This is a genomic window from Pseudomonas sp. OTU5201, assembly GCF_038440135.1.
GTDB lineage: Bacteria > Pseudomonadota > Gammaproteobacteria > Pseudomonadales > Pseudomonadaceae > Metapseudomonas > Metapseudomonas resinovorans.
The window spans coordinates 21,144-46,575 of sequence record NZ_JASATC010000035.1; the positions used below are offsets into that span (position 1 = coordinate 21,144).

A 25,432-nucleotide genomic window follows, 5' to 3' on the forward strand; every position below is an offset into this window, starting at 1 on the left:
GCCATTATCGACGCAACTGCCTGCCAACCCGAGGACACAATAATGAAAACCCTCATCGACCAACTTGGCCAGTACGCCGAGTACCACCGTGATCGCCGCAACATCGCCACCCACTTCGTCGGCATTCCACTGATCGTGGTCGCCGTCGCCGTGTTGCTGTCGCGCCCGGGTACCGAAGCCTTCGGCCTCTGGTTGTCTCCGGCCGCCGGGGTCAGCCTGGTATCGGTGCTCTACTACTTCCGCCTCGATCTGCGCTACGGCCTGGTGATGGCTGCGCTGCTCGCACTCAGCCTGTGGATAGGCGCCACCCTCGCGGTGCAGGGCACTGCTGCCTGGCTTGGCGCAGGGTTGGGGATGTTCGTGGTGGGCTGGGTGATCCAGTTCATCGGTCATTACTACGAAGGGCGCAAACCAGCGTTCGTCGACGACCTGACGGGCCTGATCATCGGGCCGCTGTTCGTGGTGGCCGAACTGGGCTTCCTGCTGGGGCTACGCAAGGAAGTCGAGCACGCCGTGGAGGAGCGCGCGGGGCCGACCTGCATTCGCGAGAAGAAAGCGGCGGTTTGAGCAATGGTTTCCCGGCACTCACCATTCAATCTGCACGGATTGCGCCCGTAGGAGCTGGCAAGCCAGCTCCTACAAAGCTCTTGGCCCGATGGTAAATCTCTCGCAACAGTTAACGCAGGCATAGCGAATGAATTCGCCCCTACAGGGTTAGTGCCACCAATCAGGGCGCGGGGGGCAGGGTGCCCAGCGCCAGCAACTGCCTGCTCATCGACCGCGCATGGCGGTCCACCACCATCGGCGCGTAGGGCCGGCCGGAGGCGCTGACCAGGGCGCTGCTCTGGCTGTTCATATCGCTCAATGCCGCCTTCAGGAAGCTCCAGCGGGTCTTCAGCTTGGCCACAGCCGGGTCAGCCTTGTCATCCAGGGGTGCCAGTTCCTGGTCGATGTCCGGCAATAGCAGACGCTCGTCCTGACCGATGTAGGTGTCGCCGTTCTCGCGGGCGATTTCGAAGGTGCCGATGTAGGCCCGGCTCAGGTACTGCACGTTCAGGTATTCCACTTTGGCCGGCAGATCCTCGCCCCCGGCGGCGCCAGCCTGGATGCGTGCGGCGATCAGGAAATCGCGCAGGGCCTTGGCCAGTTCCTGGGGATAGCGCCAGGGCACGTCCTCTTCCTTGTGGCCGAAGGAAACGCCCCGATCGAGTTGGGTAACAAGCGTGTCACGGGTCTTGCGCAGGTCCTCGCTCGGCTCGGCGATGCGCTGGAAGGCGGCGTCCAGTGCCTTGAGGTCGTCGCGCATGCGGGTCGAGTGAGCGTCCTGGAAGCCTTCGCCGCGGAACAGCAGCAGGCTGCTGGTGGCGCGGCAGGCGTGCACCTGCGCGAGTTCCAGCGGTGCCAGCTCGGTTGCGGGTGCAGGCAGGGCGAGGCCTAGGAGAAGGCCCAACAGCGGGTACAGCAGAACCTTGCGAATCATAGCGGGTGCTCCTGTTCTTGTTGTTCTGAGGAGTCGTTGGAGGTGCGAGCACAGCCTACTGTGTCGTGGCCTGGAGGCTATTACCCGAAAGAGTGATTTGCTGTGGGGCGATCGATGTTTTCAGGCGCCGTCCAGCAGTTTGCGTAGCAGCGCCGCGCTGGCCGGGTCGGCGGGAAACAGGGTTTCCAGCCCCAACTCGGCGAGGGTGACGTCGACCGGGGTGCCGAACACTGTGATGGTGCTGATGAAACTGATGACGCCCAACGGCGTTCGCAGTTGCAGCGGCACGAGCACGGCATCGCTGGGCAAGCCGGCTGGCGGAGGCGGGGCGGGATAGCCCGCGAGTTCATCGAACAGGGCCTGCAGTTCGGGGTCGCCGCTGATCTCGATATCTCGCTGCAGGCGCTCCAGCAGATGCGCGCGCCATTGGCCGAGGTTGACGATGTGCGGTGCCAGGCCTTGTGGATGAAGCGACACGCGCAGCACGTTGAGTGGTGGCGCCAGCAGTTCAGGTGCCACGCCCGAGAGCAGGGGCGCAACGGAACGGTTAGCCGCCAGCAGGTTCCAGTGCCGGTCCACCGCCAGCGCCGGATTGGGCTCGTGGGCCTTGAGCAATTGATCGATCGCCTGACGGGCACCCGCCAGGGCAGGGTCGTCGAGCGCGCGCTGAGGAAACAGTGGTGCATAGCCCGCCGCGGTCAGCAGGCGGTTGCGCTCGCGCAAGGGAATGTCCAGTTGCTCGGCCAGGTGCAGCAGCATCTCGCGGCTGGGGTGGGCGCGACCAGTCTCGACGAAGCTCAGGTGACGCGTGGAAATCTCCGCGTCGCAGGCGAGGTCGAGCTGGCTGAGGCGGCGCCGCTGGCGCCATTGGCGCAACAGGGCGCCGACGGGATGGGGCTGTGCGTTCATGGCAACGACGATAGATCAGAGGGGGAAGACCGGCCATTACCTGGCAGGTAATCGACCCGCTGCGGGTTTCGCGGAAATCTGTCGCCAAGCGCCAGGTCGGCGCCCCATCGACAGGAGAACCACCATGACTCATCTCGACATGTCCCCGCTGCTGCGCCGTGCCCTGCAAGCCGATGCCCTGGCCAGTGGCGCCATGGGCCTGCTGCTGGCGCTGGCCGCCGGACCGCTGGAAGAACTGCTGGGCCTGCCGCGTTCGCTGTTGCTGGGCGCGGGTATCGGCCTGCTGCCCTTCGCGCTCGTCCTCGGCTGGCTGGCCAATCGCGCAACCGTCCAGCGCGGCTGGATCTGGGCAGTGCTGGCGATCAATGTGGTGTGGGTGATCGACAGCCTCTCGCTGCTCGCCCTCGGTGGGGTGGAGCCAACCCCGCTGGGCAAGGTCTTCGTGATCGGCCAGGCGGTGGCGGTGGCCGTGCTCGCGGAGCTGGAGTTCTTCGGCCTGCGCCGTTGCCCGAGCGTGACTGCGTGAAGGGTAGCGATGCGTTGGGCTGTGCGCGGCGCTCAGCCCAACCTGCGGTCAGGCGGCCAGGTTCAGAACCCCGCCGCCTTCTGCCAGGCCTTGGGCTTGAAGAACAGCGTTTCGCCGCGCACCAGGCCTACGAGGCTGTCGTGGTCTTTCACCACTTCGGCCTCGATCAGCTCGTCCTGGCCGTCCACCTTCAGGGTTACCCGGGTGATGGCGCCCAGCGGGCGGATGTCACGGACTTCGGCGGCGCGGTGCTCGGCCACTTCGGAGCGCGACAGCGAGACTTCATGGGGACGGAACAGCAGGTGCTGGTCGTCGCCCAGGTGCAGGCGGTTGGAGTCGCCGAGGAAGTGGTAGACGAAGTCGCTCGCCGGGTTCTCGTAGACCTCGCCGGGCGAGCCGATCTGCTCGATCACACCCTTGTTCATCACCACGATGCGGTCGGCCACTTCCATGGCTTCTTCCTGGTCGTGGGTGACGAACACGGAGGTCAGGTTGATCTCCTCGTGCAGGCGCGCCAGCCAGCGGCGCAGCTCCTTGCGCACCTTGGCGTCGAGGGCGCCGAAGGGTTCGTCCAGCAGCAGGATCTTCGGTTCCACCGCCAGGGCGCGGGCCAGGGCGATACGCTGGCGCTGGCCGCCGGAGAGTTGCTCGGGGTAGCGGTCGGCGAGCCAGTCGAGCTGCACCATGTTCAGCAGCTCATGGACCTTCTCGGCGATCTGCTTCTCGCTCGGGCGCTCGCCCTTGGGCTTCATGCGCAGGCCGAAGGCGACGTTGTCGAACACCGTCATGTGGCGGAACAGGGCGTAGTGCTGGAACACGAAGCCGACGTTGCGATCACGCACGTCGTGCTGGGACACGTCCTCGCCGTGGAACACGATGCTGCCCACGTCCGGGGTTTCCAGGCCGGCGATGATCCGCAGCAGGGTGGTCTTGCCGCAGCCGGACGGCCCGAGCAGCGCCACCAGTTCGCCGCTGTGGATATCCAGGTTGATCGCGTTGAGCGCCTTGAAGGCGTTGAAGTTCTTGCTGACGTTGCGGATTTCAATGCTCACGGTGGTTACTCCTCATCAGCATTCGACTTGAGACGGGACAGGCGCGACTCGCTCCACTGCTTGAGCAGAAGGATGCACAGGGCGAGCACCAGCAGCAGGCTGGCGACGCTGAAGGCGGCGACATGGTTGTACTCGTTGTAGAGAATCTCGACGTGCAGCGGCAGGGTGTTGGTGACGCCTCGGATATGCCCGGAGACCACCGATACCGCGCCGAACTCGCCCATCGCCCGCGCGGTGCAGAGCACCACGCCGTAGATCAGGCCCCATTTGATGTTCGGCAGGGTCACGTGCCAGAACATCTGCCAGCCGTTGGCGCCGAGCAGGCGCGCGGCCTCTTCTTCCTGGGTGCCTTGTTCCTGCATCAGCGGGATCAGCTCGCGGGCGACGAAGGGGACGGTCACGAAGAGGGTGGCCAGGACGATGCCGGGGACGGCGAAGACGATCTGGATGTCGCGGTCGCTCAGCCACTCGCCGAAGTAACCCTGGGCACCGAACAGCAGCACGTAGATCAGGCCGGCGATCACCGGCGAGACCGAGAACGGCAGGTCGATCAGCGTCACCAGCAGGCTCTTGCCGCGAAACTCGTACTTGCTCACGCACCAGGCGGCGGCCACGCCGAACACCAGGTTGAGTGGCACCGAGATGGCCACGGCGATCAGGGTCAGCTTCAGCGCGGAGAGGGCGTCCGGCTCGAAGATGGCGGTGAAGAAGGTGCCCAGGCCCTGCTTCAGCGCTTCGCTCAGTACCACCAGCAGTGGCAGCAGCAGGAACAGGGCGAAGGCCAGCCAGGCACTGGTTATCAGGATGCGACGACCCCAGGCGCTGCCCCGGCGGGCAGCATTGGCGGAGGACGCGGCGGTCAGGCTTGCGGTGCTCATGGCGTTCTCCTCAAGGGGTTTCGATACGGCGCTGCAGGAGGTTGATCAGCAGCAGCAGGACGAAGGCCACAACCAGCATCAGCACACCAATGGCGGTGGCGCCGGTGTAGTCGTACTGGTCCAGCTTGACCATGATCAGCAGCGGCAGGATCTCGGTCTTCATCGGCATGTTGCCGGCAATGAAAATCACCGAGCCGTACTCGCCCACGCCGCGGGCGAAGGCCAGCGCGAAGCCGGTCAACCAGGCAGGGAGCAGGGCCGGCAGCAGCACATGGCGGAACGTCTGCAGCGGCTTGGCGCCCAGGCACGCAGCGGCTTCCTCCACTTCGCGGGGGATGTCCGCCAGCACCGGCTGCACCGTGCGCACCACGAAGGGCAAGGTGACGAAGGTCAGCGCCAGGGTGATGCCAAGCGGGGTGTAGGCGATCTTGAAGCCGAGGTCGGTGGCGAACTGGCCCACCAGGCCGGCCGGCGCGTAGAGCGCGGTAAGGGCGATACCGGCGACCGCGGTCGGCAGGGCGAAGGGCAGGTCGACCATGGCGTCGATCACTTTGCGGCCGAAGAAGTCGTAGCGCACCAGCACCCAGGCCAGCAGGGTGCCGATGAGGCCGTTGATCACGGCGGCAGCCAGCGCGGTACCGAAGCTGAGCTTGAGGGCGGCGAGCACGCGGGGGGCGCTGATGATGGTCCAGAACTGGACCCAGGTCAGCTCGGTGGTCTTGAGGAACAGGGCACCCAGGGGAATCAGGACCAGCAGGCTGAGATACACCAGGGTGTATCCCAGGGTCAGCCCGAAGCCGGGTATGACCGGTGAGATGCGTCGCGACATGTTCTGTCCTTACTCTGCGTTGGAACGCTTGGTTTCTCTCCCCTGTACAGCACAGAGGCCCGATCCGGAGATCAGGCCTTTGAGCCCCCTCTCCCTTGAGGGAGAGGGTCGGGGAGAGGGGGCGTGGTCCGCGCTTATTGCGCCTGGTAGATCTGGTCGAAGATGCCACCGTCGTTGAAGAACTTGGGTTGGGCTTCCTTCCAGCCGTTGAAGTCCTTGTCCACGGTCACGAGGTCCAGTTTCGGGAACTGCTTGGCGTACTCGGCCGCGATTTTCTCGTTACGCGGACGGTAGAAGTTCTTCGCCGCGATGCGCTGGCCTTCCTCGCTGTACAGGTACTGCAGGTAAGCTTCGGCGACCTTGCGGGTGCCCTTCTTGTCGACGTTCTTGTCGACCACCGATACCGGCGGTTCGGCCAGGATCGACAGGCTCGGGGCGACGATTTCGAAGTTCTCGCCACCCTGTTCCTTCAGGGCCAGGAAGGCTTCGTTCTCCCAGGCCAGCAGCACGTCGCCGATCTGGTTGTTGACGAAGGTGATGGTCGAGCCACGGGCGCCGGTATCCAGCACCGGCACGTGCTGGTACAGCGCCTTCACGTATTCCTGTGCCTTGGCGTCGCTACCGTACTGCTTCTTGGCCCAGGCCCAGGCGGCGAGGAAGTTCCAGCGGGCGCCGCCGGAGGTTTTCGGGTTCGGGGTGATGACTTCCACGCCTTCCTTGGTCAGATCGCCCCAGTCCTTGATGCCCTTGGGGTTGCCCTTGCGGACCAGGAACACGATGGTCGAGGTGTAGGGGGTGCTGTTGTCCGGCAGACGGGCCTGCCAGTTTTCCGGGACCAGCTTGCCGAGCTTCGAGAGCTCATCGATGTCGCCGGCCAGCGCCAGGGTCACCACGTCGGCCTTCAGGCCGTCGATCACGGCACGGGCCTGCTTGCCCGAGCCACCGTGGGATTGCTGCACTTTCAGATCGTCGCCGCCCTGGGCTTTCCAGTGCTTGGCGAACGCGGCGTTGTATTCCTGGTACAGCTCGCGGGTCGGGTCGTAGGACACGTTGAGCAGTTCGGTGGCGGCGGCCGGGCCGGCGATCAAGGCGCTGGCGAGGGCGGCGAGGGCGAAGCGGCGAATCGACATTATCAAGCTCCTGGAAACTGGATTTTTTGGTATTGGCTAGGGCTGTAGTTTTGTGTTCGTCGATACACCCTCCGGCTGTCCGGTCGGGCCTTGAGCCTGCTGCGCAGGGCTCGGAAGAATTCGGTGAATCAGCTGTTGCGTGGGTTTGGTTGCTGCAGGCGGAACTTTTCCTTGCGCTCGATCTGCACCACCTGGCCGTTGTGCACGGTGATCTCCACCGAGCCGAAACGTAGGCCGTGCAGGGCACTCTGGATTTCGCGCAGGATGCTGGCCTCGTCCTGGCCTTCCACGCTACGAAGGGTTGCGCTCATGGTCGTGCTCCTAGAAATGGGGCCAGCGGCGTGGGTCAGGAGGGAATTCCGCGTGGCGTGGAGCGAATCTTAAGCAAGCTCGTAATATTCTTAAAAATACTATTTAAGAATTTTTATATAACCAAAATTCAATCTCAATGTGAGAGGTGTCTTGGTCTGCTGGAGGCGGCCAGAGCGACGTGTGCCTGGCCTGGGGCGGCCATCAGGCGCTCAGCCAGAGCCGCTCGACCTCTTCCACTGGCAGCGGGCGGCTGAACAGGTAGCCCTGGCCGTAGTCGCAGCCCAGCTCGCGAAGGAAGTCGGCCTGGGCATCCGCCTCGATACCCTCGGCCAGCACGCTGAGGCCCAGGCTGTGCCCCAGGGCGGTGACGGCGCGGGCAATGGCGATGTCATTCGGGTCGGCCGGCAGGCCGCGAATGAAGCTCTGGTCGATCTTCAGTTTGTGCACTGGCAGGCGCTTGAGGCGCTGGAGCGAGGAGTAGCCGGTGCCGAAGTCGTCGATGGCCAGCCGCACGCCGAGATTGCGCAGGCGCGATAGCAGGGCCTCGGCGGTTTCCGGGGCCTCCATCACGGCGCTTTCGGTAATTTCCAGCTCCAGATACTTCGGCTCCAGGCCGGTGGCGGATAGCACGCGTGCCACATCGTCATACAGCCCGGTGCGACGGAACAGGCGGCATGACAGGTTGACGGCAACGAAGGTCAGCTCATGACCCTGGGCCAGCCACTGCTGCATCTGCCGGCAAGCCTGTTCCAGTACCCAGGCATCGATGTGGCCGATCAGTCCGCTTTCTTCGGCAATCGGCAGGAACTCACCCGGCGGCACCAGGCCGCGCTGGGGGTGTTCCCAGCGCACCAGGGATTCGAAGCCGATCAGGTGGTTGTCGGCCATGCGCCGGATGGGCTGGTAGTGCACGCGCAACTGGTCGTGCTCCAGGGCCCGGCGCAGGGCACTGACCAGCTCGACGCGCTGGCGCGCCTGCTCGGTCAGCTCCTGGCTGTAGAACGCATAGGAATCGCGCCCCGCATTCTTGGCCTTGAACAGAGCCGAGTCGGCATTGCGCATCACTTGCTCGACATTGGAGTCGTCGTCCGGAAACAGGCTTATGCCCAGGCTGGTGCTGATGAAAATGTCCTGGCCACCCAGGCGAAACGGGGTCGCCAGCTCGCTGCGGATGCGCTCGGCCAGGGCCGCTGCCTGGTCGGCCTGGGGGCAGTTGTCCCAGAGCAGGCCGAATTCGTCGCCACCGAGGCGAGCCAGGGTCATGCCGCCTTCCAGCAGGCCCTGCAGGCGTACGCCGACCATCTTCAGCAGCAGGTCGCCCTGGGAATGGCCGAGGCTTTCGTTGATGTGCTTGAAATGGTCCAGGTCCAGCAGGAGGACGGCACCGCGCTGTTGTTCGCGGCGGGCGCGCTCCAGCACCTGTTCGACGCGTTCGGTGAACAGCAGGCGGTTGGCCAGGCTGGTCAGCGGGTCGTGGTGGGCGAGGAAGTCCAGTTCGTGCTGGGAGCGCTTGATCGCGCTGATGTCGGAGAACACCGCCACGTAATGGGTCAACCGACCTTCCTCGTCATGGATGGCGCGCAGGTTCTGCCAGAGCGGGTAGATTTCGCCGTTCTTGCGCCGGTTCCACACTTCACCGCTCCATTCCCTGCGGTTCTCCAGGGCGTGCCACATGGCCTTGTAGAAGGCCGGCTCGTGGCGGCCGGAGCTGAAGATTCGCGGGTTTTTGCCCAGCACCTCGGCCTCCTCGAAGCCGGTGATGCGGGAGAAGGCGCGATTGACGTGCACGATGCGGCTATCGGCATCGGTGACCAGCACGCCTTCCTGGGTGCTGTCGAACACCGCGGCGGCCTGGCGCAGGCTGCTTTCGTGGGCGCGGCGGGCGTCCAGGTAGCCCTTCAGGCTGCGCAGGTGCATGCATGCCAGGCCGAACAGCAGAAGGCTGGTGACCAGGACGAAGAACAGGCCTTTGGCGGTCTGCAACTCGTTCAGCAGCGCGCGGTCGCCGACCAGGCCGACCAGTACACGGTCGCTGAACAGCACCCAGAGGCTGGCAAGAATGAAGTAGGGCAGCACCAGTCTGAGTGCGCTGAACTTGGAACGCATAGGCGCGGCCTTCCTGGCTTGGGCAAAACGTGAGGATGCGCATTATAGGAGCAACCGACGACCGGGGGGCTTCTATCTAAAAGACAGGATGGTTTTCTCCGGGGTCTTTGTGATAATTCGAGCGTAGCTAGCGCTACAAGCCCCGATCACTCCACCCGAGGCAACTCCATCCATGTGGTACAACGGTTTTCTCGACCTGTCGCTGTGGCAACTGGTGGCGGTCACCCTGGTGATGACCCATATCACCATCGTCAGCGTCACCGTCTATCTGCACCGCTACTCCGCGCACCGCTCGCTGGAGCTGCATCCTGCGCTCAAGCACTTCTTCCGTTTCTGGCTGTGGCTGACCACTGCCATGAACACCCGCGAGTGGACTGCCATCCACCGCAAGCACCACGCCAAGTGCGAAACCGCCGACGACCCCCACAGTCCGGTGGTCAAGGGCGTCTGGACCGTCCTGCGCAAGGGCGCCGAGCTTTACCAGGAAGAGGCCAAGAACGAAGAAACGCTGCGTATCTACGGCAAGAACTGCCCGGATGACTGGATGGAGCGCAACGTCTACAGCCGCTTCCCCATTGGTGGCGTGACCCTGATGGCGTTGATCGACCTGGCGCTGTTCGGCGCTGGCGGCATCACCATCTGGGCCATCCAGATGATGTGGATTCCCGTCTGGGCTGCGGGCGTCATCAACGGCCTGGGCCATGCCATCGGCTACCGCAACTTCGAATGCCGCGATGCCGCCACCAATCTGGTGCCCTGGGGCATCCTCGTCGGTGGCGAAGAGCTGCACAATAACCACCACACTTACCCGAACTCCGCGAAGCTCTCGGTGAAGAAGTGGGAGTTCGACATGGGCTGGGCCTGGATCAAGTTGTTCAGCCTGCTGGGCATGGCCAAGGTGCAGCGCGTGGCACCCATTGCCCATCGCGTCGAAGGCAAGGGCAACCTGGACATGGATACCGCCATGGCCATCCTCAACAACCGCTTCCAGATCATGGCCCAGTACCGCAAGTTGGTGATCGGCCCGCTGGTGAAGCAGGAGCTGGCCAAGGCCGACGCTTCGGTCCGCCACTCGTTCCGCCGCGCCAAGCGCCTGCTCTCCCGCGAGACCAGCCTGCTCGACGAAGGCCACCAGGCGCGTATCGCCGCCATGCTGGAGCAGAGTCAGGCCCTGAAGGTGATCTACGAGAAGCGCCTGGCGCTGCAGCAGATCTGGGTCAAGACCAGCGCCAACGGCCACGACATGCTGGAAGCCATGAAGCAGTGGGTGCACGAGGCCGAAGCCAGTGGCATCCAGTCCCTGCGCGACTTCGCCGAACAGCTGAAGACCTACTCCCTGCGTCCGGCCACTGCCTGACGCGGTAAGCGCCCATGAAGAAGGCCGGCAGAGATGCCGGCCTTTTTTGTGCGCTGTGGGGGCGAATTCATTGGCTATGTCTGCGTTAGCTGTTGCGATGCGAGGCGGACGGCTCTAGCACGGCATATACAGACCTTTGTGCCAGCCTGGGGCATCCCTCTTCCGAGCGCGGCCCGCCCCGCCCCCCTCCCGGAGGGAAAGGGGTGACGCGCGCCGGCGAGCGCCAAACAGTCATGAAGCCCACAGCGGCCTGAAACTGAGCAAAGACGGTGGGGCAACGACTCCGCCCCGTCAGGAGGCCGTGCGTAATCGTTGCAGAGGGGACGAGCGGCATGGATGCCGCGAGAGGCGTGCGGGGCCATGGATGGCCCCTCACGCCGGGCCCCCGGCGCGACGATGGAGCGAGGGAAGTTTGGCGAAGCCAAACCCGGATGCAGGGGCAAGCCCTTTGGTTCCTTTCGGCGACTGAGAAAGGGACTCGCCCGGGAGGGCGAAACCAAAAACATCCACAAGACTCGACAATCAACCGGACAACACTTAACGCAGACAGAGCGAATTCATTCGCTGACCGGACCGCAGGTTCGGCTTGCAATGCATCAGGGGGCAGTTGCGCTGTCCTTCGCGATTGAAATCCCCCCCCTCAGAGCACCTCGATCGGGTAATCCGTGAAGAACAAAAAAAGGCCGCTCATCATGAGCGGCCTGAACAGGACGTCGATATAGGAGCTGTCACGCATCAACGTCAGGAGGTGGAGAACAGGGAGGGGCAGGGATCAGCTGTCCTGGTGGACGTCGGACTGCTTCTGTTGCTCGGCGCCTTGTTTGGCGATGGCATCCTGCTGGGCGGCATCGGCGCGCTGCTCGGCCAGCGCTGCATTACGTGCAACAAAGGCGTTGGATTCTTCGGCCAGGGTCAGCTGCGAGAAAAACAGGGAAAATACGGCGAAAACGGCGGTAAAAGTCAGGTTGCGTTGCATATCTTGAACCTCTTGGATGGTTTCTTGCGAAACATGGCGCCATCTTATGGAGGTCGTGACGGGCGAAAAATAGCGGTTTCAGTGAATGACTATTTCTCGCGGCGCAACAATTTCGAGTTGATCGCCCATTGCTTCGAGTCTTCGAGCAGCGCCTCGTCCTGGGCCAGCAGTGGTGGCAGTTCGGCCTTGAGGAACTCCACCCAGGTCTTGATCTTGGCATCGAGGAAGCGCCGCGACGGGTAGATCGCATAGATAGTGCGCTCGCGCAGACGGTACTCCGGCAGCAGCCGCAGCAGCTTGCCTTCACGCACGTGCGGGCAGGCGACAAAGGAGGGCAGCAGGCAGACGCCCATACCGGCCTGGGCGGCCTTGGCCAGGGATTCGGCCACATTCACCTGGAAGCTTTCGGCGGGCAGCACGTTGAATTCGCCCTGTTCGCCATTGAAGACCCAGCTGTCCTCATAGAGCGGGTCCAGCAGGCGCAGGTAGCGGTGATGCTGCAGGTCCGCCGGCCCGATGGGCACGCCGTGCTTCTTCAGGTAGTCAGGTGCGGCGCAGAGCACGCTGAACATCGGCCCTAGCGCCTGGGCCACCATTTGCGAGTCGGGCAGCTCTCGGGCAAAGGTGATGATCACGTCGTGGCCGTCTTCCAGCAGGTCGGGGGTGCGCTGCGACAGGGTCAGCTCCACCACCACCTCGGGGTAGCGCTCGCTGTAGCGCGCCACCAAGGCGGTGAGGTGCTGCAGGCCGAGTCCGGTCATGGTGTGCACGCGCAGTCGTCCGTGCGGTTTGAGGTGCGCACCACGGGCTTCGGCGGCGGCCTCGTCCACTTCGCCGAGGATCTGCCGGCAGCGCTGCAGGTAGCGCTCGCCCACTTCAGTCAGCGCCAGGCGGCGGGTGGTGCGGTGCAACAGGCGGGCCTGGAGCTGTTGCTCCAGCTCCGACACCAGGCGCGACACCTGGGCGGTGGACAGGTCCATGGCCTGCGCGGCGGCCGTGAAGCTGCCGGTGTCTATCACTCGCACGAAAACCCGCATGCTGTGGAGCGTGTCCATTGTTACTCCCCGTGTAAGGCTGCTTCTCGCAATCGCGAGATTATCCACGATTCCCTGATAAATATACTTCGTCCCCATAAGCGGCAATGGCCGAGGTCTTGCCGTTCCCGTCATTCCCACCCGCGTGCTTCGCGGGTCCCTTCGAGGTACGCATGACTCCGGATCAAAGTTTCGCCCGTCGGGTTCAGGCGGCCATCGTCTTGTTCGTCCTGCTGTTCGCCTATTTCCTTGCGGCGGATCTGTGGATGCCCATCACGCCGCAGGCGCAACTGACGCGCCCGGTGCTGCGCGTCGCTCCTCGCGTGGACGGCCAGGTGCTGGACGTCGCCGTCACCAACAACCAGCACGTCGCGGCCGGCCAGCTGCTGTTCCGCCTCGACCCGGAACCCTTTCGACTCGCCGTGCGCTCCGCCGAGCTGGCGCTGGAACAGGCCGAGCAGGACAACCTTCAACTCGATGCCGCCATCGCCGCCGCCCGTGCCGAGCAGGTTGCCGCACAGGCCTCGGCCAGCGAGTTGCAGCGTGAGACGGCGCGCCTCGGCCGCCTGGTGCAGAGCCAGCACGTGTCGCGCCAGCTCTATGAGCAGACCGAAGCCCAGCGGCAGGCCGCCCAGGCCAAGCTGGCCGCCGCTGCTGCACGCATCCGGGAGCTGGCGGCCCAGCGCGGCGCCAGCGGCGACGAAAACCTGCGCCTGCGCCAGGCGCGCAATGCCCTGGACCAGGCCCGTCTGCAACTGGCGTACAGCGAAGTGCGTGCCGAACGCGCGGGGACGCTGAGCAACCTGCAACTCTCCCCTGGCGCCTTCTTGCACGCCGGCAACCCGGTGGCCGCACTGGTGGCGGATGACGCCGATATCAGCGCGGACTTCCGCGAGAAGGCGCTGCGCTACGTGCGTCTGGATGACGGGGCTTCTGTGGTGTTCGACGCCCTTCCCGGGCACATCTTCGAGGCCAGGGTCAGTGCCATGGACGCCGGCGTGAAGGAAGGTCAGCTCGACGCCAACGGCGACCTGGCCGCCCCCGCTGTTTCCGACCGCTGGGTGCGCGATGCCCAGCGCCAGCGCCTGCATGTCAGCCTGATCGAGGCGCTGCCCTACAGCCTGCCCAGCGGCGCCAAGGCCACGGTCCAGCTCTACCCGCGCGACTCGCGCCTGGCGGACCTGTTCGGCCGTCTGCAGATCGGCGTCATCAGCCTCCTGCATTACGTGTACTGATGAGTCGCCGGACCGTGCTGACCGAGAACGACCTGCGCCAGTGCCTGCGCCTGGCCGGTGGTGGAACCCTCGGGTTGTTCATCTGCAAGCTGATGGGTTGGGACAATGGTTCGTTCTTCTGCGTCTATCCCATGCTCCTGCTCGGCCTTACGCCGAGCATCAATGCCCATGTCGTCCGCCAGTTCCTGTTCCAGGCGGCGGTGGTGAGCATCGAGGTGCTGGTGATCTACGGTCTCTTCGGCAACCACCCGCCGCTGATGGTGCCGCTGGCGTTCCTCGCCTTCTTCTGGCGCTTCCGCCTGATGGCGCAGGGCTCGTCTTTCATGTTCGGTGCCCTGGGGAGCGTGTTCCTTTCCATCCAGCTGCACTTCGCCAGCTACCCGGATACGCACCTCTACGACCTGGTGACGAGCAACCTGGTGGCCGCCGGCCTGACGGTGCTGATCGCCTGGTTGATGTTCTTCCTCTTCCCCGACGCTGAGCCACGACCACCCAGGCCGATGCCGGCCAAGGACCTGCCCAGCCAGCGCCACGAGGCGGTGCTCGGAGCGACCATCGCCACCCTGTCGTTCATGCTGTTCCAGAGCTTCGACCTGCAGGACTCGCTGTCGGCCCAGGTGGCCTCGATCCTGGTGCTGTTCCCCATGCATTGGAACGGCATCCGCTTCGCCGGGCGCATCCGGGCCCTGGGCACCCTGCTCGGCTGCGCCATCGGACTGGTGCTGCAGCTGGTGCTCTACAGCCACTACGACGTGCTGCCGCTGGTCACCCTGATGTACTGGACGGCGGCCTTCTGCTGCGCGCGACTGCATGTGCTGGAAGGCGCCCAGGGCATCGGCTTCGGCGCGTTGACCACCTTGGCCATCGTCTTTGGCCAGTACCTCACGCCACAGCACGACGTGGTCTATTCCATTGCCTATCGCCTGAGTTCGGTGTGCGTGGCGGTGTTCCTCACCCTGGTGGCGGTGTTCGCCCTGCACCGGTTGCTCAACCGGTTCGCTGCCTTCCGTCATGCCAGTCATGCCTGACCGTCGGGTGGATTGCCGGCCGCACTTTTGCCTGCCTAATCTGTCCAAGGCAGGTCCTTTGAAGGTAGCGGCCGAATGGAAACGCCCCTCGAATCGCCAAGCGAACTGGAAAAACTCACCCTTGCCCTGCTGCACAGCCGGGGCGAGGTGGAGCGGCTGCGTGAGCGCGAGGCCATCTACAGCAGCCTCCTGGGCAGTGTGAATGCGGTGCTCTGGGCCTTCGACTGGGAGGCGCAGCGCATCATCTATGTCAGCCCGGCCTACGAGAGCATGTTCGGCCGCTCCGCTGCCCTGCTGTTGGCGGACTACAACGAGTGGCGCAACTGCATCTACCCGGACGACCTCGAGTACGCCGCGCAGAGCTTTGCCGAAGTGCTGGAGAAGGGCGCCATCGAGGCCCGCGAGTACCGCATCATTCGCGCCGACGGCCAGCTGCGCTGGATCAGCGACAAATGCTTCGTCAGTCAGGGTGGCGGTGAAGGCCAGCCGACCATAGTCGTCGGTATCGCCGAAGACATCACCGAGAAGAAGCAGCTGGAAGGCGAGTTGCACCGCCTGGCCACCACCGACGTGCTGACCAAGAGCAGCAACCGTCGGCATTTCTTCGAATGCGCCCAGCGCGAGTTCGAGCACTCGGTGCAGTTCGGCAGCCCGCTGGCGTTCATCCTGCTGGACATCGATGACTTCAAGCTGATCAACGACACTCACGGCCACCAGACCGGCGACCAAGTGCTGCAACGCATCGCCCAGTGCGGCGCCAACGCCTTGCGCCGGGGCGACCTTTTCGGTCGCATCGGCGGCGAGGAGTTCGCCGCCGTCCTGCCCGGTTGTCCGCCGGAGCTGGCGTGGCAGATCGCCGAGCGCCTGCAGCGCGAAGTGCAGCGCCTGGGCTTCACAGTCGAGGGCAAGAGCTTCGGCGTCACCGTCAGCCAGGGCCTGGCGAATCTTCGCGACGACGGCAACCTCGACAGCCTCTACGCCCGTGCCGATGCGGCCATGTACCAGGCCAAGCGCAGCGGGAAGAACCAGATCGTCTTGGCCGACTGAGACCCCGCACCATTTGGCGTCGCTGCGTTGGGTTTCGCTCCCCTCTACCCAACCTCCATGGATTCTCCCTTCTTCTGGAGGGTGTCAGAGCGCAATGAACTCTGGCCTCATCCCCTCCACCCGCTGCAGCGCTGGCGGCAGGTAGTCGCCATCCCCGGTGAGCTGGTGCAACAGTTGCTCGCGCAGCCTGTGGAATTCTGCCCCGGTACGCTGGCGCGGGTGCGGCAGGTCGATCTCCACCACCGACTTGATCCGTCCCGGTTTGGGCGCCATCACCACTACCCTGTCGGCGAGGTAAATGGCCTCTTCGGCGTCATGGGTGACCAGCAGGGTAGTGATGCCGGAGCGTTCGCGAATGGCCAGCAGTTCGTCCTGCAGTTGCTGGCGGGTGAGCGCGTCGAGCGCGCCGAAGGGTTCGTCCAGCAACAGAATGCGCGGGCTGGCCACCAGGCCGCGAGCGATGGCGACGCGCTGGGCCATGCCGCCGGACAGCTGGTGGGGGTAGGCCGACTCGAACCCTCCCAGACCGACCAACTGCACGAACTCGTGGACCCGTCGGGCGCGTTCGCCCTGGGTGAGCTTTTCGTTCACCAGCCCCAGGCCGATGTTTTGCGCCACCGTCAGCCAGGGAAACAGGCGGTGCTCCTGGAACACGATGCCGCGCTCGCCGCCGATGCCCACTACCTGCGCGCCGTCGACGCGGATCTCGCCGCTGAACTCGGTATCCAGCCCCACCAGCAGACGCAGCAGGGTGGACTTGCCGCAACCGCTGGAACCGACGATGGCGATGAACTCGCCTTCGTTGATCGCCAGGCTGAATTCCTGGATGGCCTCGAAGGCCTGGCCGTCCACAGAGAAGACCTTGCCGACCCGTTCGAAGCTGACCAGCGGCGGCGTGGGATGGGGCTGGTTGGCCGCTTCCCGGGCCGAGGGATTGAAGGCATTCATGCGTGTCTCCAGCGCGTCGCGCGCGTTTCGATGCGTTGTCCAAGATTGCCCAGCAGGGCGCCAACCAGGCCGATCAGCAGCATCGCCGCCATCACCTGATCCATGCGGAACACTTGCTGGGCGCCGAGCATCAGGCTGGCGATGCCGCCGTCGGACGGCATGAAGTACTCGGCGCCGATGGTCCCCAGCCAGGCGTAGATCAGCGCAAGACGCAGGCCGGCGAAGATCGCCGGGGCCGCACCCGGCAGAATCAACAGGCGCAACCGGTGTGGCAGGTCCAGGCGCAGCGCGCGGGCCGCTTCCTCCAACTGCGGTGAAAGGCCGGCGATGCCACGTTGGGTGGCAATGAACATCGGGAAGAATGCCGCAAGGCTGACGAACACCACCTTGGCTGCCTCACCCAGGCCGAACCAGGCGGTGAGCAGCGGTACCCAGGCGAACAGGGCCACCTGGCGCAGTGCCGACAGGCTGGGCCCCAGCAGGCGCTCGGCGCGGGTCGCCAGCCCCAGCAGCAGGCCGAGCAAGAAGCCGGTGCCGCCGCCCAGGGCCAGACCGGCCAGGGTGCGTTGCAGGCTGAGTTGCATGGCGTGGGGCAACGAGCCGTCGTCCAGGCCGTCGGCCAGGCTGCGCAGCACGTCCAGCGGCGAGGCGAGGATGTTGCGGTCGACCCAGCCCAGGCTGCTGCTGGCCTGCCAGAGAATCAGTAGCGCCAGCGGCAGCAGGGCGCCCTGTAGACGACGCCAGCCACGGGTGTCCCCGCGTTGGCGCTGCTCGCCGGTGGCCGGTTGCGGCCAATGCAGCAATTGCCGCTCGAACGCGCCGAAGCCGCGATCCATCACGGCGCCCACCAGGCCGATGAGCAGGATGCAGAGGAACACCAGGTCGAGCATGAACAATTGCCGGCCCCAGACCATCAGGTAGCCCAGGCCCTCGCTGGAGGCCAGCAGCTCCACTGCCAGCAGCGACGTCCAACCGGTGGCCAGGGCCAGGCGGAATCCGGCGAGGAATGCGGGCAGGGCGGCTGGCAGCAGTAGGCGCAGGAACAGCAGATGACGGGGCAGTCGCAGCACCGCCGCGGCCTCGCGCAACGTGGGCTGGGCATCACGGACACCGACCAGCGTATGCAGGGTCACCGGCACCACCACGGCCTTGATCAGCACCACCAGCTTGAGCAACTCGCCGATGCCGAAGAACAGCATGAACAGCGGAATCCAGGCCAGGGTAGGAATCTGCGCCAGGGCCACGAACGTCGGGTAGACCAGCGCCTCGGCACGTTTCGAGGCCCCCAGCCAGGAGCCCAGCAACAGGCCGCCGGCAACGCCCGCCAGCAGGCCCCAGAACAGCCGCTGCAGGCTTATCCACAGGTGGCTCCAGAGCTCACCGGAGCCGAACTCCCGCGCGCTCTGCCAGACCAGCCCGGGCGCTGGCAGGATCTGCTCGCTCATCCAGTGGAAACGGCTCGCCAGTTCCCAGAGCAGGGCCAGGCCCAAGGGCAGCATCCAGGGCAGCAAGGCGTCGATGGGGGCGTGCAACCGGCCCGGCGCGGCTAAGGCGGGTGCCCAGGTCAGGGTTCGGCTCATCTCCAGCTCCCGAATGGTGGTTCTTAGCTTATTCACTTATAGAATAACTATTAGATAATTAATTACTTAACGGGATAAGAGCATGACGATGTAGCGCCGGGAAGACGTTGGTCGATGCGTTTGCCTCATATTTTTTATGCGTGCTCTGCATGCGTCATTGCAGGCCGCGCAGTGCTTGGCTTAGGTCATATAGTTACTAAAAAATGAATTTTTAGTATTTGTTTGACCTATGAACCCGTGACTAGCTTTCGCTCCAAAGCGCCGGACACTGCCGGCGGCAGCCAGCCAAGGAGCGACCACCATGAAAACTCTGCTCAACCACGTCCTGGGAGCTTTCGCCTCCCCGCTGCTGATCGGCCTGCTCGGTGCCTTCCCCCTCGCCGCCCATGCTGCCCAGGCCCGGCCCGAAGCCATCCGCATCGCTGTTCCCGACCTCAGTGCAGGCAGCGAGCACAGCGGCGGCGGCGTGGTGGACGTACTGCGTGACCGGAAGATTTTCGAGCGGGAGTTCGCCAAGGACGGGATTCGTATCGATTGGCGCTTCTTCAAGGGAGCCGGCCCGGTCATCAACGAAGCCCTGGCCAACGGCCAGGTGGATTTCGCCTACCTGGGCGACCTGGCCGCCATCATTGGCAAGGCCAGTGGGCTCGATACCCGGGTGATCAGTGCCAGTACCCGTGGTGTGAAGAGCTACCTGGGGGTAGTGCCGGGTTCCGGCATCAAGACCCTGGAGGATCTCAAGGGCAAGCGCGTGGCCGTGTTCCGTGGTACGGCCAACCAGCTGTCTTTTGCCAGCGCACTGGCCAGCCAGGGCCTCAGCGAGCGTGACCTGAAGGTGATCAACCTCGACTTCAACGCGGCCAACGCCGCCCTCGCCGCCAAACAGATCGACGCCACCTGGGGGCTTTCCAGCCTCCTCGCCCTGCGCGAACGAGGCCTGGCCGAACTGCCTTTGAGTTCCCGCGACCTGAAAGGCGCCGGCAGCACCCAGGCGGTTCTGGTGGCCACCGGTGAGTTCATCCGCCAGCACCCCGATCTGGTGGGGCGCCTGGTCAAGGCCCAGCAGCAGGCAGTGAACTGGCTGCGTGACGACGTCAACAAGGATGCCTATGTGGAGCTGGTTTCGCGCCTGGCAAGCTACCCGCCGGTGATTCTCAAGACCGACCTGGCCCAGGAGCGCCTGAGCCAGTACTTCGATCCGCGCCTGGATGCTGGCTTCGTCGGCCTGCTGCAACAGGGCGTGGATCTGGCCGCAAAGGAGCGTCTGATCCGCCGCAGCTTCCAGGTGTCCGAGTGGGTGGAGCCGCGTTTCCTCGATGCAGCATTGCAGGCGCAGGAGCCAGTTCAGGCCTCGCGCTGACAGGGAGTCACTGACAGGACGTCACCGACAGGGAAGTCGTGAAAGCCGCCGAAAGGCGGCTTTTTTTCCACAGGTCACCGCGAATGAACTCACTCTCATAGGGAGCGCACGCACCTGAACGCCTGCGCGGACAGCTCCCTCTCCCACAGTGGGTGAGGGGTGGGGTGAGGGCAATTGAACCCCGCTGGGATTCCCAAGGGCAGACCTGCGGCCCGCCTGGCGAATAAATTCGGCCCTACAGAAACGTACCAAGGCCTGACCCCGGCACAGACAACCCTCCTAAGCCGCCTGCTCCAGAGAGTCCAGCTCCACCAGCACCTCGATCAGCGCGCGGGCCGCCGGTGACAGGCGATAGCCGGTGCGGGTGACGATGCCGCAGCGTGCCGCGAGGCTGTCCAGCCGTTCCGGCAGGTTGCGCCAGTGCAACAGGGTCAACTCGCCGCGTTCCAGCAACGGGGCGATGGTGTCCTGTTGGGCGATGCCGATGGCGTCGGTCTGGCGTACCACCTGCACCAGGGCGGGTACATGGTCGCATTCCAGGCTCAACTGGAAGTCCGCCTTGCCGCTGTAGCTCGCCAGCAGCTTGCGGATGCCCGCCGGCAGGCGCGTAGCGGCCAGCGGATAGTCGAACATGTCATTGGTCGACAGGCTCTCCTTGAGCAGCAACGGGTGTCCCTGGCGACAGAAGAAGCGGCCGTAGCGCGGCGTCAATGGACGGGTCTGGAAGTTCGGGTCGGCCTCGAACTGGCGCACGTCTGCGATGAAGAACTCGATCTCCTCGCGAGCCAGGCGGCGCCCCAGCACTTCCCAGTTGTTCACCTCGAAGTGGGTGCGAATGCGCGGGTAGTGCCGCATGAAGATGGCCAGGGCATCCGGCACCAGCTTGGCGGCCGGTGCGGGGCCGCTGCCGAAGTGCAGCTCGCCAGCGTCCAGCTTGGTCATCTGGTCGATTTCACGCACCAGGTTGCTCGCCCCCTGCACCAGACGCAGGGCGTGCTGCAGCACTACCTGGCCTTCGGGGGTGGGGCGCAGGTCCTTGCTGCCACGGTCAATCAACTGGCAGCCGAAGTCCTGCTCCAGGCCCTGGATGCTGCGGCTGAAGGCGGGCTGGGTGATGCCCATGGCGTCGGCCGCGCGCACAAAACTGCGGTGTTCGACCAAGGCGATGAAGTAGCGGAGCTGGCGCAGGTCCATGGTGCTTTTCCGGCATTGAAAATATAGGGCGAAGGCATTTGTCGCGGGTTTGCGTGGGGTTTTAAATGCAGGCTCTTATTCCGTCAAATGCGTATTTGATAATTTATTAGATGCATATCGAATAAGCATATGGCGCTTCTCTCCTGACTGCGAGGACCGCACCATGAGCACTGCCGCACTAGCCAGCCAATCCCAGGCCGTCGAACTCGATATCCATCCCGTTGCCGGTCGCATCGGCGCCGAAATCCGGGGCGTCACCCTGTCCGGTTCACTGGACGCCGCCACCCTTGAGGCTATCCAGGCGGCCCTGGTGCAGTACAAGGTGATCTTCTTTCGTGGCCAGACCCAGCTCGACGACCAGGGCCAGGAAGCCTTCGCCAAGCGGCTCGGCGAGCCGGTGGCCCATCCCACGGTGCCGGTACGCGAAGGCACCCATTACCTGCTGCAACTGGACGGCGCCGAGGGGCAGCGCGCCAACTCCTGGCACACCGACGTCACCTTCGTCGACGCCTATCCCAAGGCATCCATCCTGCGCAGCGTGGTGGCCCCGGCTGCCGGCGGCGACACCGTCTGGGCCAACACCGCAGCCGCCTACCAGGATCTACCGGCGACGCTACGCGAGTTGGCCGACAAGCTCTGGGCGGTGCACAGCAATGAGTACGACTACGCTGCCGTGCGCCCCCATGTCAGCGCCGAGAAGCTGGAGCAGTACCGCAAGGTGTTCACCTCCACCGTCTACGAAACCGAGCACCCGGTTGTGCGGGTTCACCCGGTGAGCGGCGAGCGCACGCTGGTGCTGGGACACTTCGTCAAACGCATCAAGGGCTTCTCCCAGGCAGACTCGGCGCACCTGTTCGCCGTGCTCCAGGGCCACGTCACCCGCCTGGAGAACACCGTTCGCTGGCGCTGGCAGGCTGGCGACGTGGCGATCTGGGATAACCGCGCGACCCAGCACTATGCCGTGGATGACTACGACACCCAGCCGCGCATCGTCCGTCGTGTGACCCTGGCCGGAGACGTACCGGTGAGCATCGACGGCCAACGCAGCCAGACCATTCGCAAGAACTGATTCTGCATCCAGAAAGCCCCCACCGGAGCGATCCCGTGGGGGCTTTTGACGTTCAGGGGGGTACAGGAAACGCATGGGCGATGCTCGCTGGGCATATTTTCAATGCTCTCGAAGCATCAATTTGAAATTAACTTTTAAATTCAATTACTTACATATCTTATATATCTAATAGTTATTACAGAATAGTTAAAAATTACTTTATGAGATAAGTCGCCAGCTTAATCATCCTTCCATAGCCGACCGCTCTAGTTCGGCCATCTCGCCGGTCCTGAGCCGGCTGCCTGTTCAACAGGCCCGGCGGCACAGGTCGGGCCTTTTTTTCCCAGGAGTCTTGCCCATGGGCAATGTCCTCAAAGCCGATAGCGGCCGCGAACTGCTCTGGCGTGAAACCCGCCGACCTGGCGAGGTGCTCGACCTCGGCGTCCCGGTACGCCAGGCGCTGTACCGCACGGTCTTCCGCAGCGCCGGTGCTAGCCGCGTCCTCGGTCGCCGCGAGGCGCTGCTGCTGGGTGCCTTCGCCCTGGTGCTGCACGGCGCCGTGCTGCACTGGCTGAGCCAGCAGCCCACCCCGCCGTTGCCGGAAGTGCCGCCGCAGATCCCGCCTATGACCATCGAATTCACCGCGCCGGCCCCGCCGGTGGTGGAGCCGCCGCCGCCCGTGGTCGAGCCGCCACCGCCGATGGTGGAGGAACTGGCAGTAAAACCGCCGCCACCCAAGCCGGTACCCAAACCCAAGCCGAAACAGCAGCCACCCAAGCCTGCGCCGAAACCGGTGGAGCCGCCGCCCGCGCCGCCCAAGACCGAAGCCCCGCCGGCACCGCCGGCACCGCCTGCGCCAGCCCCGGTGACGCCGCCGTCGGCCAACGCCGGTTACCTGAAGAACCCGGCGCCCGAGTACCCCGCCTTCGCCCAGCGACGCGGCTGGGAAGGCACCGTGCTGCTGCGCGTGCATGTGCTCGCCAGCGGCCTGCCGAGCGAGATCCAGGTGCAGAAAACCAGCGGCCGCGAGCTGCTCGACGAAGCCGCAGTGCGTGCGGTCAAGCGCTGGAGCTTCGTGCCGGCCAAGCAGGGCGACGTTGCCCGCGACGGCTGGGTCAGCGTGCCCATCGACTTCAAATTGAACTGATTCAGCGACTTTGCCTGTAGAGAGGAATTCACCATGGACCTGCTAACCAACCCCTTCGCCTCCATCGAGCACCTGGTGATCTGGCTGCTCATCGGCTTCTCCGTCGTCACCTGGGGCCTGGCCCTGGTCAAGGCGATCCAGTTCGCCCGCCTCAAGCACCGCGACCGCCAGTTCCAGACGCGTTTCTGGAGCGCCACCAGCCTGGACAGCGCGGCCGAGCAGGTGCAACAGCAGGCCGGCGCCGCCGCCCACGTGGCCCAGGCCGGCTTCGCCGCGATCCAGGTCCAGGGTGGCCAACCCGGCGACCTGAGCCAGGCGATCAACCACCAGGACCGCCTCGAACGTGCCCTGCGCCAGCAGATCCAGCGTGAGCGCCGCTCCCTGGAATCCGGCCTGGCGGTGCTCGCCTCGATTGGTTCCACCTCGCCCTTCATCGGCCTGTTCGGCACCGTCTGGGGCATCATGGAGGCCCTCAAGGGCATCAGCGCGGCCGGCTCGGCCAGCCTGGAAACCGTGGCCGGCCCCATCGGCGCGGCGCTGATCGCCACCGGCGTGGGCATCGCCGTCGCGGTGCCGGCGGTGCTGGTTTACAACTACTTCCTGCGCAGCCTCAAGCTCACTGCCGCCGACCTCGACGACTTCGCCCACGACTTCTACCTGCTGGCGCAGAAGAGCGCCTTCCGGGTCATCGTCAATCCTCACCCGGCGCGCACCGCGGGCAACGTAAAGGAGGCCTCCTGACATGGCCTTCTCGACTCAGGACAACGACGAAGTCCTCTCCGAAATCAACGTCACCCCGCTGGTGGACGTGATGCTGGTGCTGCTGGTGGTGTTCATCGTCACGGCGCCACTGCTGACCAACGCCATCCCGATCAACCTGCCGAAGACTGAGGCCGTGGCCCCGCCCGAGCAGAAGGACCCGCTGGTGGTGAGCATCGACGGCGCCGGCAAGCTGTTCATCAACAAGGACGAGATCCAGCCCGACGTGCTGCAAGGCCGCCTCGAGGCCGCCAAGGCCAAGGACCCGGAACTGCGCGTGCAGCTGCAGGCCGATGACCAGGTCGACTACGGCGCGGTGGCCCGCGCCATGGCCTCCATCGAGCGGGCGGGAATCACCAAGCTCGCGGTGATTACCGCGCGCTGACGTCTTTCATCAGGCTTGGCCGTCATTCTTCAGGCAGGGGAATGGCGGCTTTTTTCATTGTGCTGTCCCGGGGGGCGCGCCTGCGGTCCGCGCTCGAGATGGAAATCGACCACGCAAAGCCCCGTGCCGACCTCGTCCGTTGGTGGGCTGAGACTGCGCGGCGCCCGACCAGGCCGAAGTGCTCAGATGTCGCTGTCGCAGGCGAGGATGCGCTCCACCAGCGCCTGGGCCAGCGGCGACAGGCCATAGCCGACACGGCTGACGATGCCGTAGCGGGTGTGCAACTCCTCCAGGTCCGGCGGTAGGTCCTTCAGCTCCAGCGGCACGAGTGCGCCATCGCGCAGGTAGGGCCGCAGGTTGCTCTCGTTGGCGATACCGATGGCATCCGAGTGCTGCACCACGTTGAGCAGGGCGTAGCCATGCTCGCACTCCACGTTGGGGGCGAAGTCCTGGCGACCGCTGAAGTCCACCAGGACTTTGCGGATGTTCGGCGGGCGGATGGTAGTGGCCAGCGGGTAGTCGAAGATGTCACGCACTCGCACCGTGTCGCGTGCGGTAAGCGGATGCCCGGCGCGGCAGCAGAAGTGCCAGCGCTGGGGTTTGAGCTTGTGTACACGATAGTCGGGGTCGGCCTCGAACTGACGGGTGTCGGCAACGAAGAACTCGATATCTTCGGCCACCAGACGGCGGTTCAGCTCCTGCCAGTTATCGACCTGGAAATTCACCCTCGCTGCCGGGTAATCACCCACGAAGCAGGCCACTGCGCGTGGTACCAGGCGGCCGGCCGGTGCTGGTCCGCAGCCGAAGCGCACCAGGCCGGCCTTGGCGCCGTTGAACTGGCTGATCTCGTTGACCAGGTTGTGCGCCCCGTGCACCAGGCGACGAGCATGCTCCAGCACCACCAGCCCCTGGCGAGTGGGGATCAGGTCCTTGCTGGCACGGTCGATCAGGCGGCAGCCGACGTTGTGCTCCAGCGTCTGAATGCTGCGGCTGAAGGCCGACTGCGACAGGTTCACCGCCACGGCGGCGGCGACGAAACTGCGGTGCTCGACAAGGGCGATGAAGTGGCGGAGTTGGCGAAGGTCGATATGCATTTTCTACATGGAAAGATT

The 25,432-nt window shown here is 64.8% G+C and carries 25 protein-coding genes; 11 read left to right on the forward strand and 14 right to left on the reverse strand.

The annotated features are described in order from the left end of the window. The first annotated feature begins 42 nt into the window (after window positions 1-42). On the forward strand, window positions 43-567 hold the full coding sequence (locus tag AAHM40_RS20165; RefSeq protein WP_342246226.1) for an Mpo1 family 2-hydroxy fatty acid dioxygenase: 525 nt from the start codon (window positions 43-45) through the stop codon (window positions 565-567). Between the two features lie 160 nt (window positions 568-727). On the opposite strand, the gene AAHM40_RS20170 is transcribed toward AAHM40_RS20165, so the two are convergent. Together AAHM40_RS20170 and AAHM40_RS20175 are read right to left on the reverse strand one after the other, a co-directional pair. Next, window positions 728-1,480, reverse strand: coding sequence for a hypothetical protein (locus tag AAHM40_RS20170; RefSeq protein WP_342246227.1), 753 nt, complete (start codon window positions 1,478-1,480; stop codon window positions 728-730). A gap of 120 nt (window positions 1,481-1,600) precedes the next feature. Next, complete coding sequence (locus tag AAHM40_RS20175; RefSeq protein ID WP_342246228.1) at window positions 1,601-2,389, reverse strand: MmyB family transcriptional regulator; 789 nt, start codon at window positions 2,387-2,389, stop codon at window positions 1,601-1,603. A gap of 124 nt (window positions 2,390-2,513) precedes the next feature. Between AAHM40_RS20175 and AAHM40_RS20180 the strand changes: the two genes are divergently transcribed. Beyond that, the gene (locus AAHM40_RS20180; RefSeq protein WP_342246229.1) at window positions 2,514-2,915 is read left to right on the forward strand and encodes a hypothetical protein; all 402 of its coding nucleotides are present in this window, start codon (window positions 2,514-2,516) and stop codon (window positions 2,913-2,915) included. Between the two features lie 62 nt (window positions 2,916-2,977). On the opposite strand, the gene AAHM40_RS20185 is transcribed toward AAHM40_RS20180, so the two are convergent. From AAHM40_RS20185 to dibA, 6 genes are all read right to left on the reverse strand, one after another. Next, a complete protein-coding gene (locus AAHM40_RS20185; protein WP_342246230.1) occupies window positions 2,978-3,967 on the reverse strand; it encodes a sulfate/molybdate ABC transporter ATP-binding protein in 990 nt (329 codons plus the stop codon). Window positions 3,968-3,972: 5 nt separating this feature from the next. Then, window positions 3,973-4,845 (reverse strand): sulfate ABC transporter permease subunit CysW, encoded by an 873-nt coding sequence (cysW, locus tag AAHM40_RS20190; RefSeq protein ID WP_342246231.1) that lies wholly within the window; start codon window positions 4,843-4,845, stop codon window positions 3,973-3,975. Window positions 4,846-4,855: 10 nt separating this feature from the next. After that, window positions 4,856-5,674 (reverse strand): sulfate ABC transporter permease subunit CysT, encoded by an 819-nt coding sequence (gene cysT, locus AAHM40_RS20195; RefSeq protein WP_342246232.1) that lies wholly within the window; start codon window positions 5,672-5,674, stop codon window positions 4,856-4,858. Window positions 5,675-5,808: 134 nt separating this feature from the next. Beyond that, window positions 5,809-6,804: a sulfate ABC transporter substrate-binding protein gene (locus AAHM40_RS20200; protein ID WP_342246233.1), complete on the reverse strand. Its 996-nt coding sequence runs from the start codon at window positions 6,802-6,804 to the stop codon at window positions 5,809-5,811. A gap of 128 nt (window positions 6,805-6,932) precedes the next feature. Continuing rightward, window positions 6,933-7,115 carry a sulfur starvation response protein OscA gene (gene oscA, locus AAHM40_RS20205; RefSeq protein WP_280283022.1) on the reverse strand — a complete coding sequence of 61 codons (183 nt, stop codon included), beginning with the start codon at window positions 7,113-7,115 and terminating at the stop codon, window positions 6,933-6,935. Between the two features lie 202 nt (window positions 7,116-7,317). Continuing rightward, window positions 7,318-9,222 (reverse strand): phosphodiesterase DibA, encoded by a 1,905-nt coding sequence (dibA, locus tag AAHM40_RS20210; RefSeq protein ID WP_342246234.1) that lies wholly within the window; start codon window positions 9,220-9,222, stop codon window positions 7,318-7,320. A 172-nt stretch (window positions 9,223-9,394) separates the two neighbouring features. Here dibA and desA point away from each other — a divergent pair, with 172 nt between their 5' ends. After that, window positions 9,395-10,579, forward strand: coding sequence for a delta-9 fatty acid desaturase DesA (gene desA, locus AAHM40_RS20215; protein ID WP_342246235.1), 1,185 nt, complete (start codon window positions 9,395-9,397; stop codon window positions 10,577-10,579). 772 nt (window positions 10,580-11,351) lie between these two features. On the opposite strand, the gene AAHM40_RS20220 is transcribed toward desA, so the two are convergent. Beyond that, entirely contained in the window at window positions 11,352-11,555 is a 204-nt protein-coding gene (locus AAHM40_RS20220) for a hypothetical protein (protein WP_342246236.1), read from the reverse strand. Window positions 11,556-11,644: 89 nt separating this feature from the next. Further along, a complete protein-coding gene (locus AAHM40_RS20225; RefSeq protein ID WP_342246237.1) occupies window positions 11,645-12,610 on the reverse strand; it encodes a LysR family transcriptional regulator in 966 nt (321 codons plus the stop codon). A gap of 152 nt (window positions 12,611-12,762) precedes the next feature. On the opposite strand from AAHM40_RS20225, the gene AAHM40_RS20230 reads away from it, so the two are divergent. From AAHM40_RS20230 to AAHM40_RS20240, 3 genes are all read left to right on the forward strand, one after another. Next, on the forward strand, window positions 12,763-13,824 hold the full coding sequence (locus AAHM40_RS20230) for an HlyD family secretion protein (protein ID WP_342246238.1): 1,062 nt from the start codon (window positions 12,763-12,765) through the stop codon (window positions 13,822-13,824). Further along, window positions 13,824-14,852, forward strand: a complete 1,029-nt coding sequence (locus AAHM40_RS20235; RefSeq protein ID WP_342246239.1) for a DUF2955 domain-containing protein — start codon at window positions 13,824-13,826, stop codon at window positions 14,850-14,852. The genes AAHM40_RS20230 and AAHM40_RS20235 overlap by 1 nt, the downstream gene beginning before the upstream one ends. 75 nt (window positions 14,853-14,927) lie before the next feature. Further along, window positions 14,928-15,899: a GGDEF domain-containing protein gene (locus AAHM40_RS20240; protein WP_342246240.1), complete on the forward strand. Its 972-nt coding sequence runs from the start codon at window positions 14,928-14,930 to the stop codon at window positions 15,897-15,899. An 84-nt stretch (window positions 15,900-15,983) separates the two neighbouring features. On the opposite strand, the gene AAHM40_RS20245 is transcribed toward AAHM40_RS20240, so the two are convergent. Then, window positions 15,984-16,847: an ABC transporter ATP-binding protein gene (locus AAHM40_RS20245; protein ID WP_342246241.1), complete on the reverse strand. Its 864-nt coding sequence runs from the start codon at window positions 16,845-16,847 to the stop codon at window positions 15,984-15,986. Next, entirely contained in the window at window positions 16,844-18,427 is a 1,584-nt protein-coding gene (locus tag AAHM40_RS20250) for an ABC transporter permease (protein ID WP_342246242.1), read from the reverse strand. Before AAHM40_RS20250 ends, AAHM40_RS20245 begins: the two co-directional genes overlap by 4 nt. A 301-nt stretch (window positions 18,428-18,728) precedes the next feature. Here AAHM40_RS20250 and AAHM40_RS20255 point away from each other — a divergent pair, with 301 nt between their 5' ends. Beyond that, a complete protein-coding gene (locus AAHM40_RS20255; protein WP_342246243.1) occupies window positions 18,729-19,787 on the forward strand; it encodes an ABC transporter substrate-binding protein in 1,059 nt (352 codons plus the stop codon). A 279-nt stretch (window positions 19,788-20,066) separates the two neighbouring features. Here AAHM40_RS20255 and AAHM40_RS20260 read toward each other — a convergent pair whose 3' ends face one another. Beyond that, window positions 20,067-20,981, reverse strand: coding sequence for a LysR family transcriptional regulator (locus AAHM40_RS20260; RefSeq protein ID WP_342246244.1), 915 nt, complete (start codon window positions 20,979-20,981; stop codon window positions 20,067-20,069). 163 nt (window positions 20,982-21,144) lie between these two features. Between AAHM40_RS20260 and AAHM40_RS20265 the strand changes: the two genes are divergently transcribed. The 4 genes from AAHM40_RS20265 to AAHM40_RS20280 all read left to right on the forward strand — a co-directional run bounded on the left by AAHM40_RS20265 (window position 21,145) and on the right by AAHM40_RS20280 (window position 24,320). Next, window positions 21,145-22,050, forward strand: coding sequence for a TauD/TfdA dioxygenase family protein (locus AAHM40_RS20265; RefSeq protein ID WP_342246245.1), 906 nt, complete (start codon window positions 21,145-21,147; stop codon window positions 22,048-22,050). Between the two features lie 337 nt (window positions 22,051-22,387). Further along, window positions 22,388-23,176: an energy transducer TonB gene (locus AAHM40_RS20270; RefSeq protein ID WP_342246246.1), complete on the forward strand. Its 789-nt coding sequence runs from the start codon at window positions 22,388-22,390 to the stop codon at window positions 23,174-23,176. 33 nt (window positions 23,177-23,209) lie between these two features. After that, a complete protein-coding gene (locus AAHM40_RS20275; protein WP_342246247.1) occupies window positions 23,210-23,917 on the forward strand; it encodes a MotA/TolQ/ExbB proton channel family protein in 708 nt (235 codons plus the stop codon). 1 nt (window position 23,918) lies between these two features. Beyond that, window positions 23,919-24,320 carry an ExbD/TolR family protein gene (locus tag AAHM40_RS20280; protein WP_342246248.1) on the forward strand — a complete coding sequence of 134 codons (402 nt, stop codon included), beginning with the start codon at window positions 23,919-23,921 and terminating at the stop codon, window positions 24,318-24,320. Between the two features lie 182 nt (window positions 24,321-24,502). Here the strand turns inward: AAHM40_RS20280 and AAHM40_RS20285 are convergent, their stop codons facing one another. Beyond that, window positions 24,503-25,414, reverse strand: coding sequence for a LysR family transcriptional regulator (locus AAHM40_RS20285; protein WP_342246249.1), 912 nt, complete (start codon window positions 25,412-25,414; stop codon window positions 24,503-24,505). Window positions 25,415-25,432 lie beyond the last annotated feature (18 nt).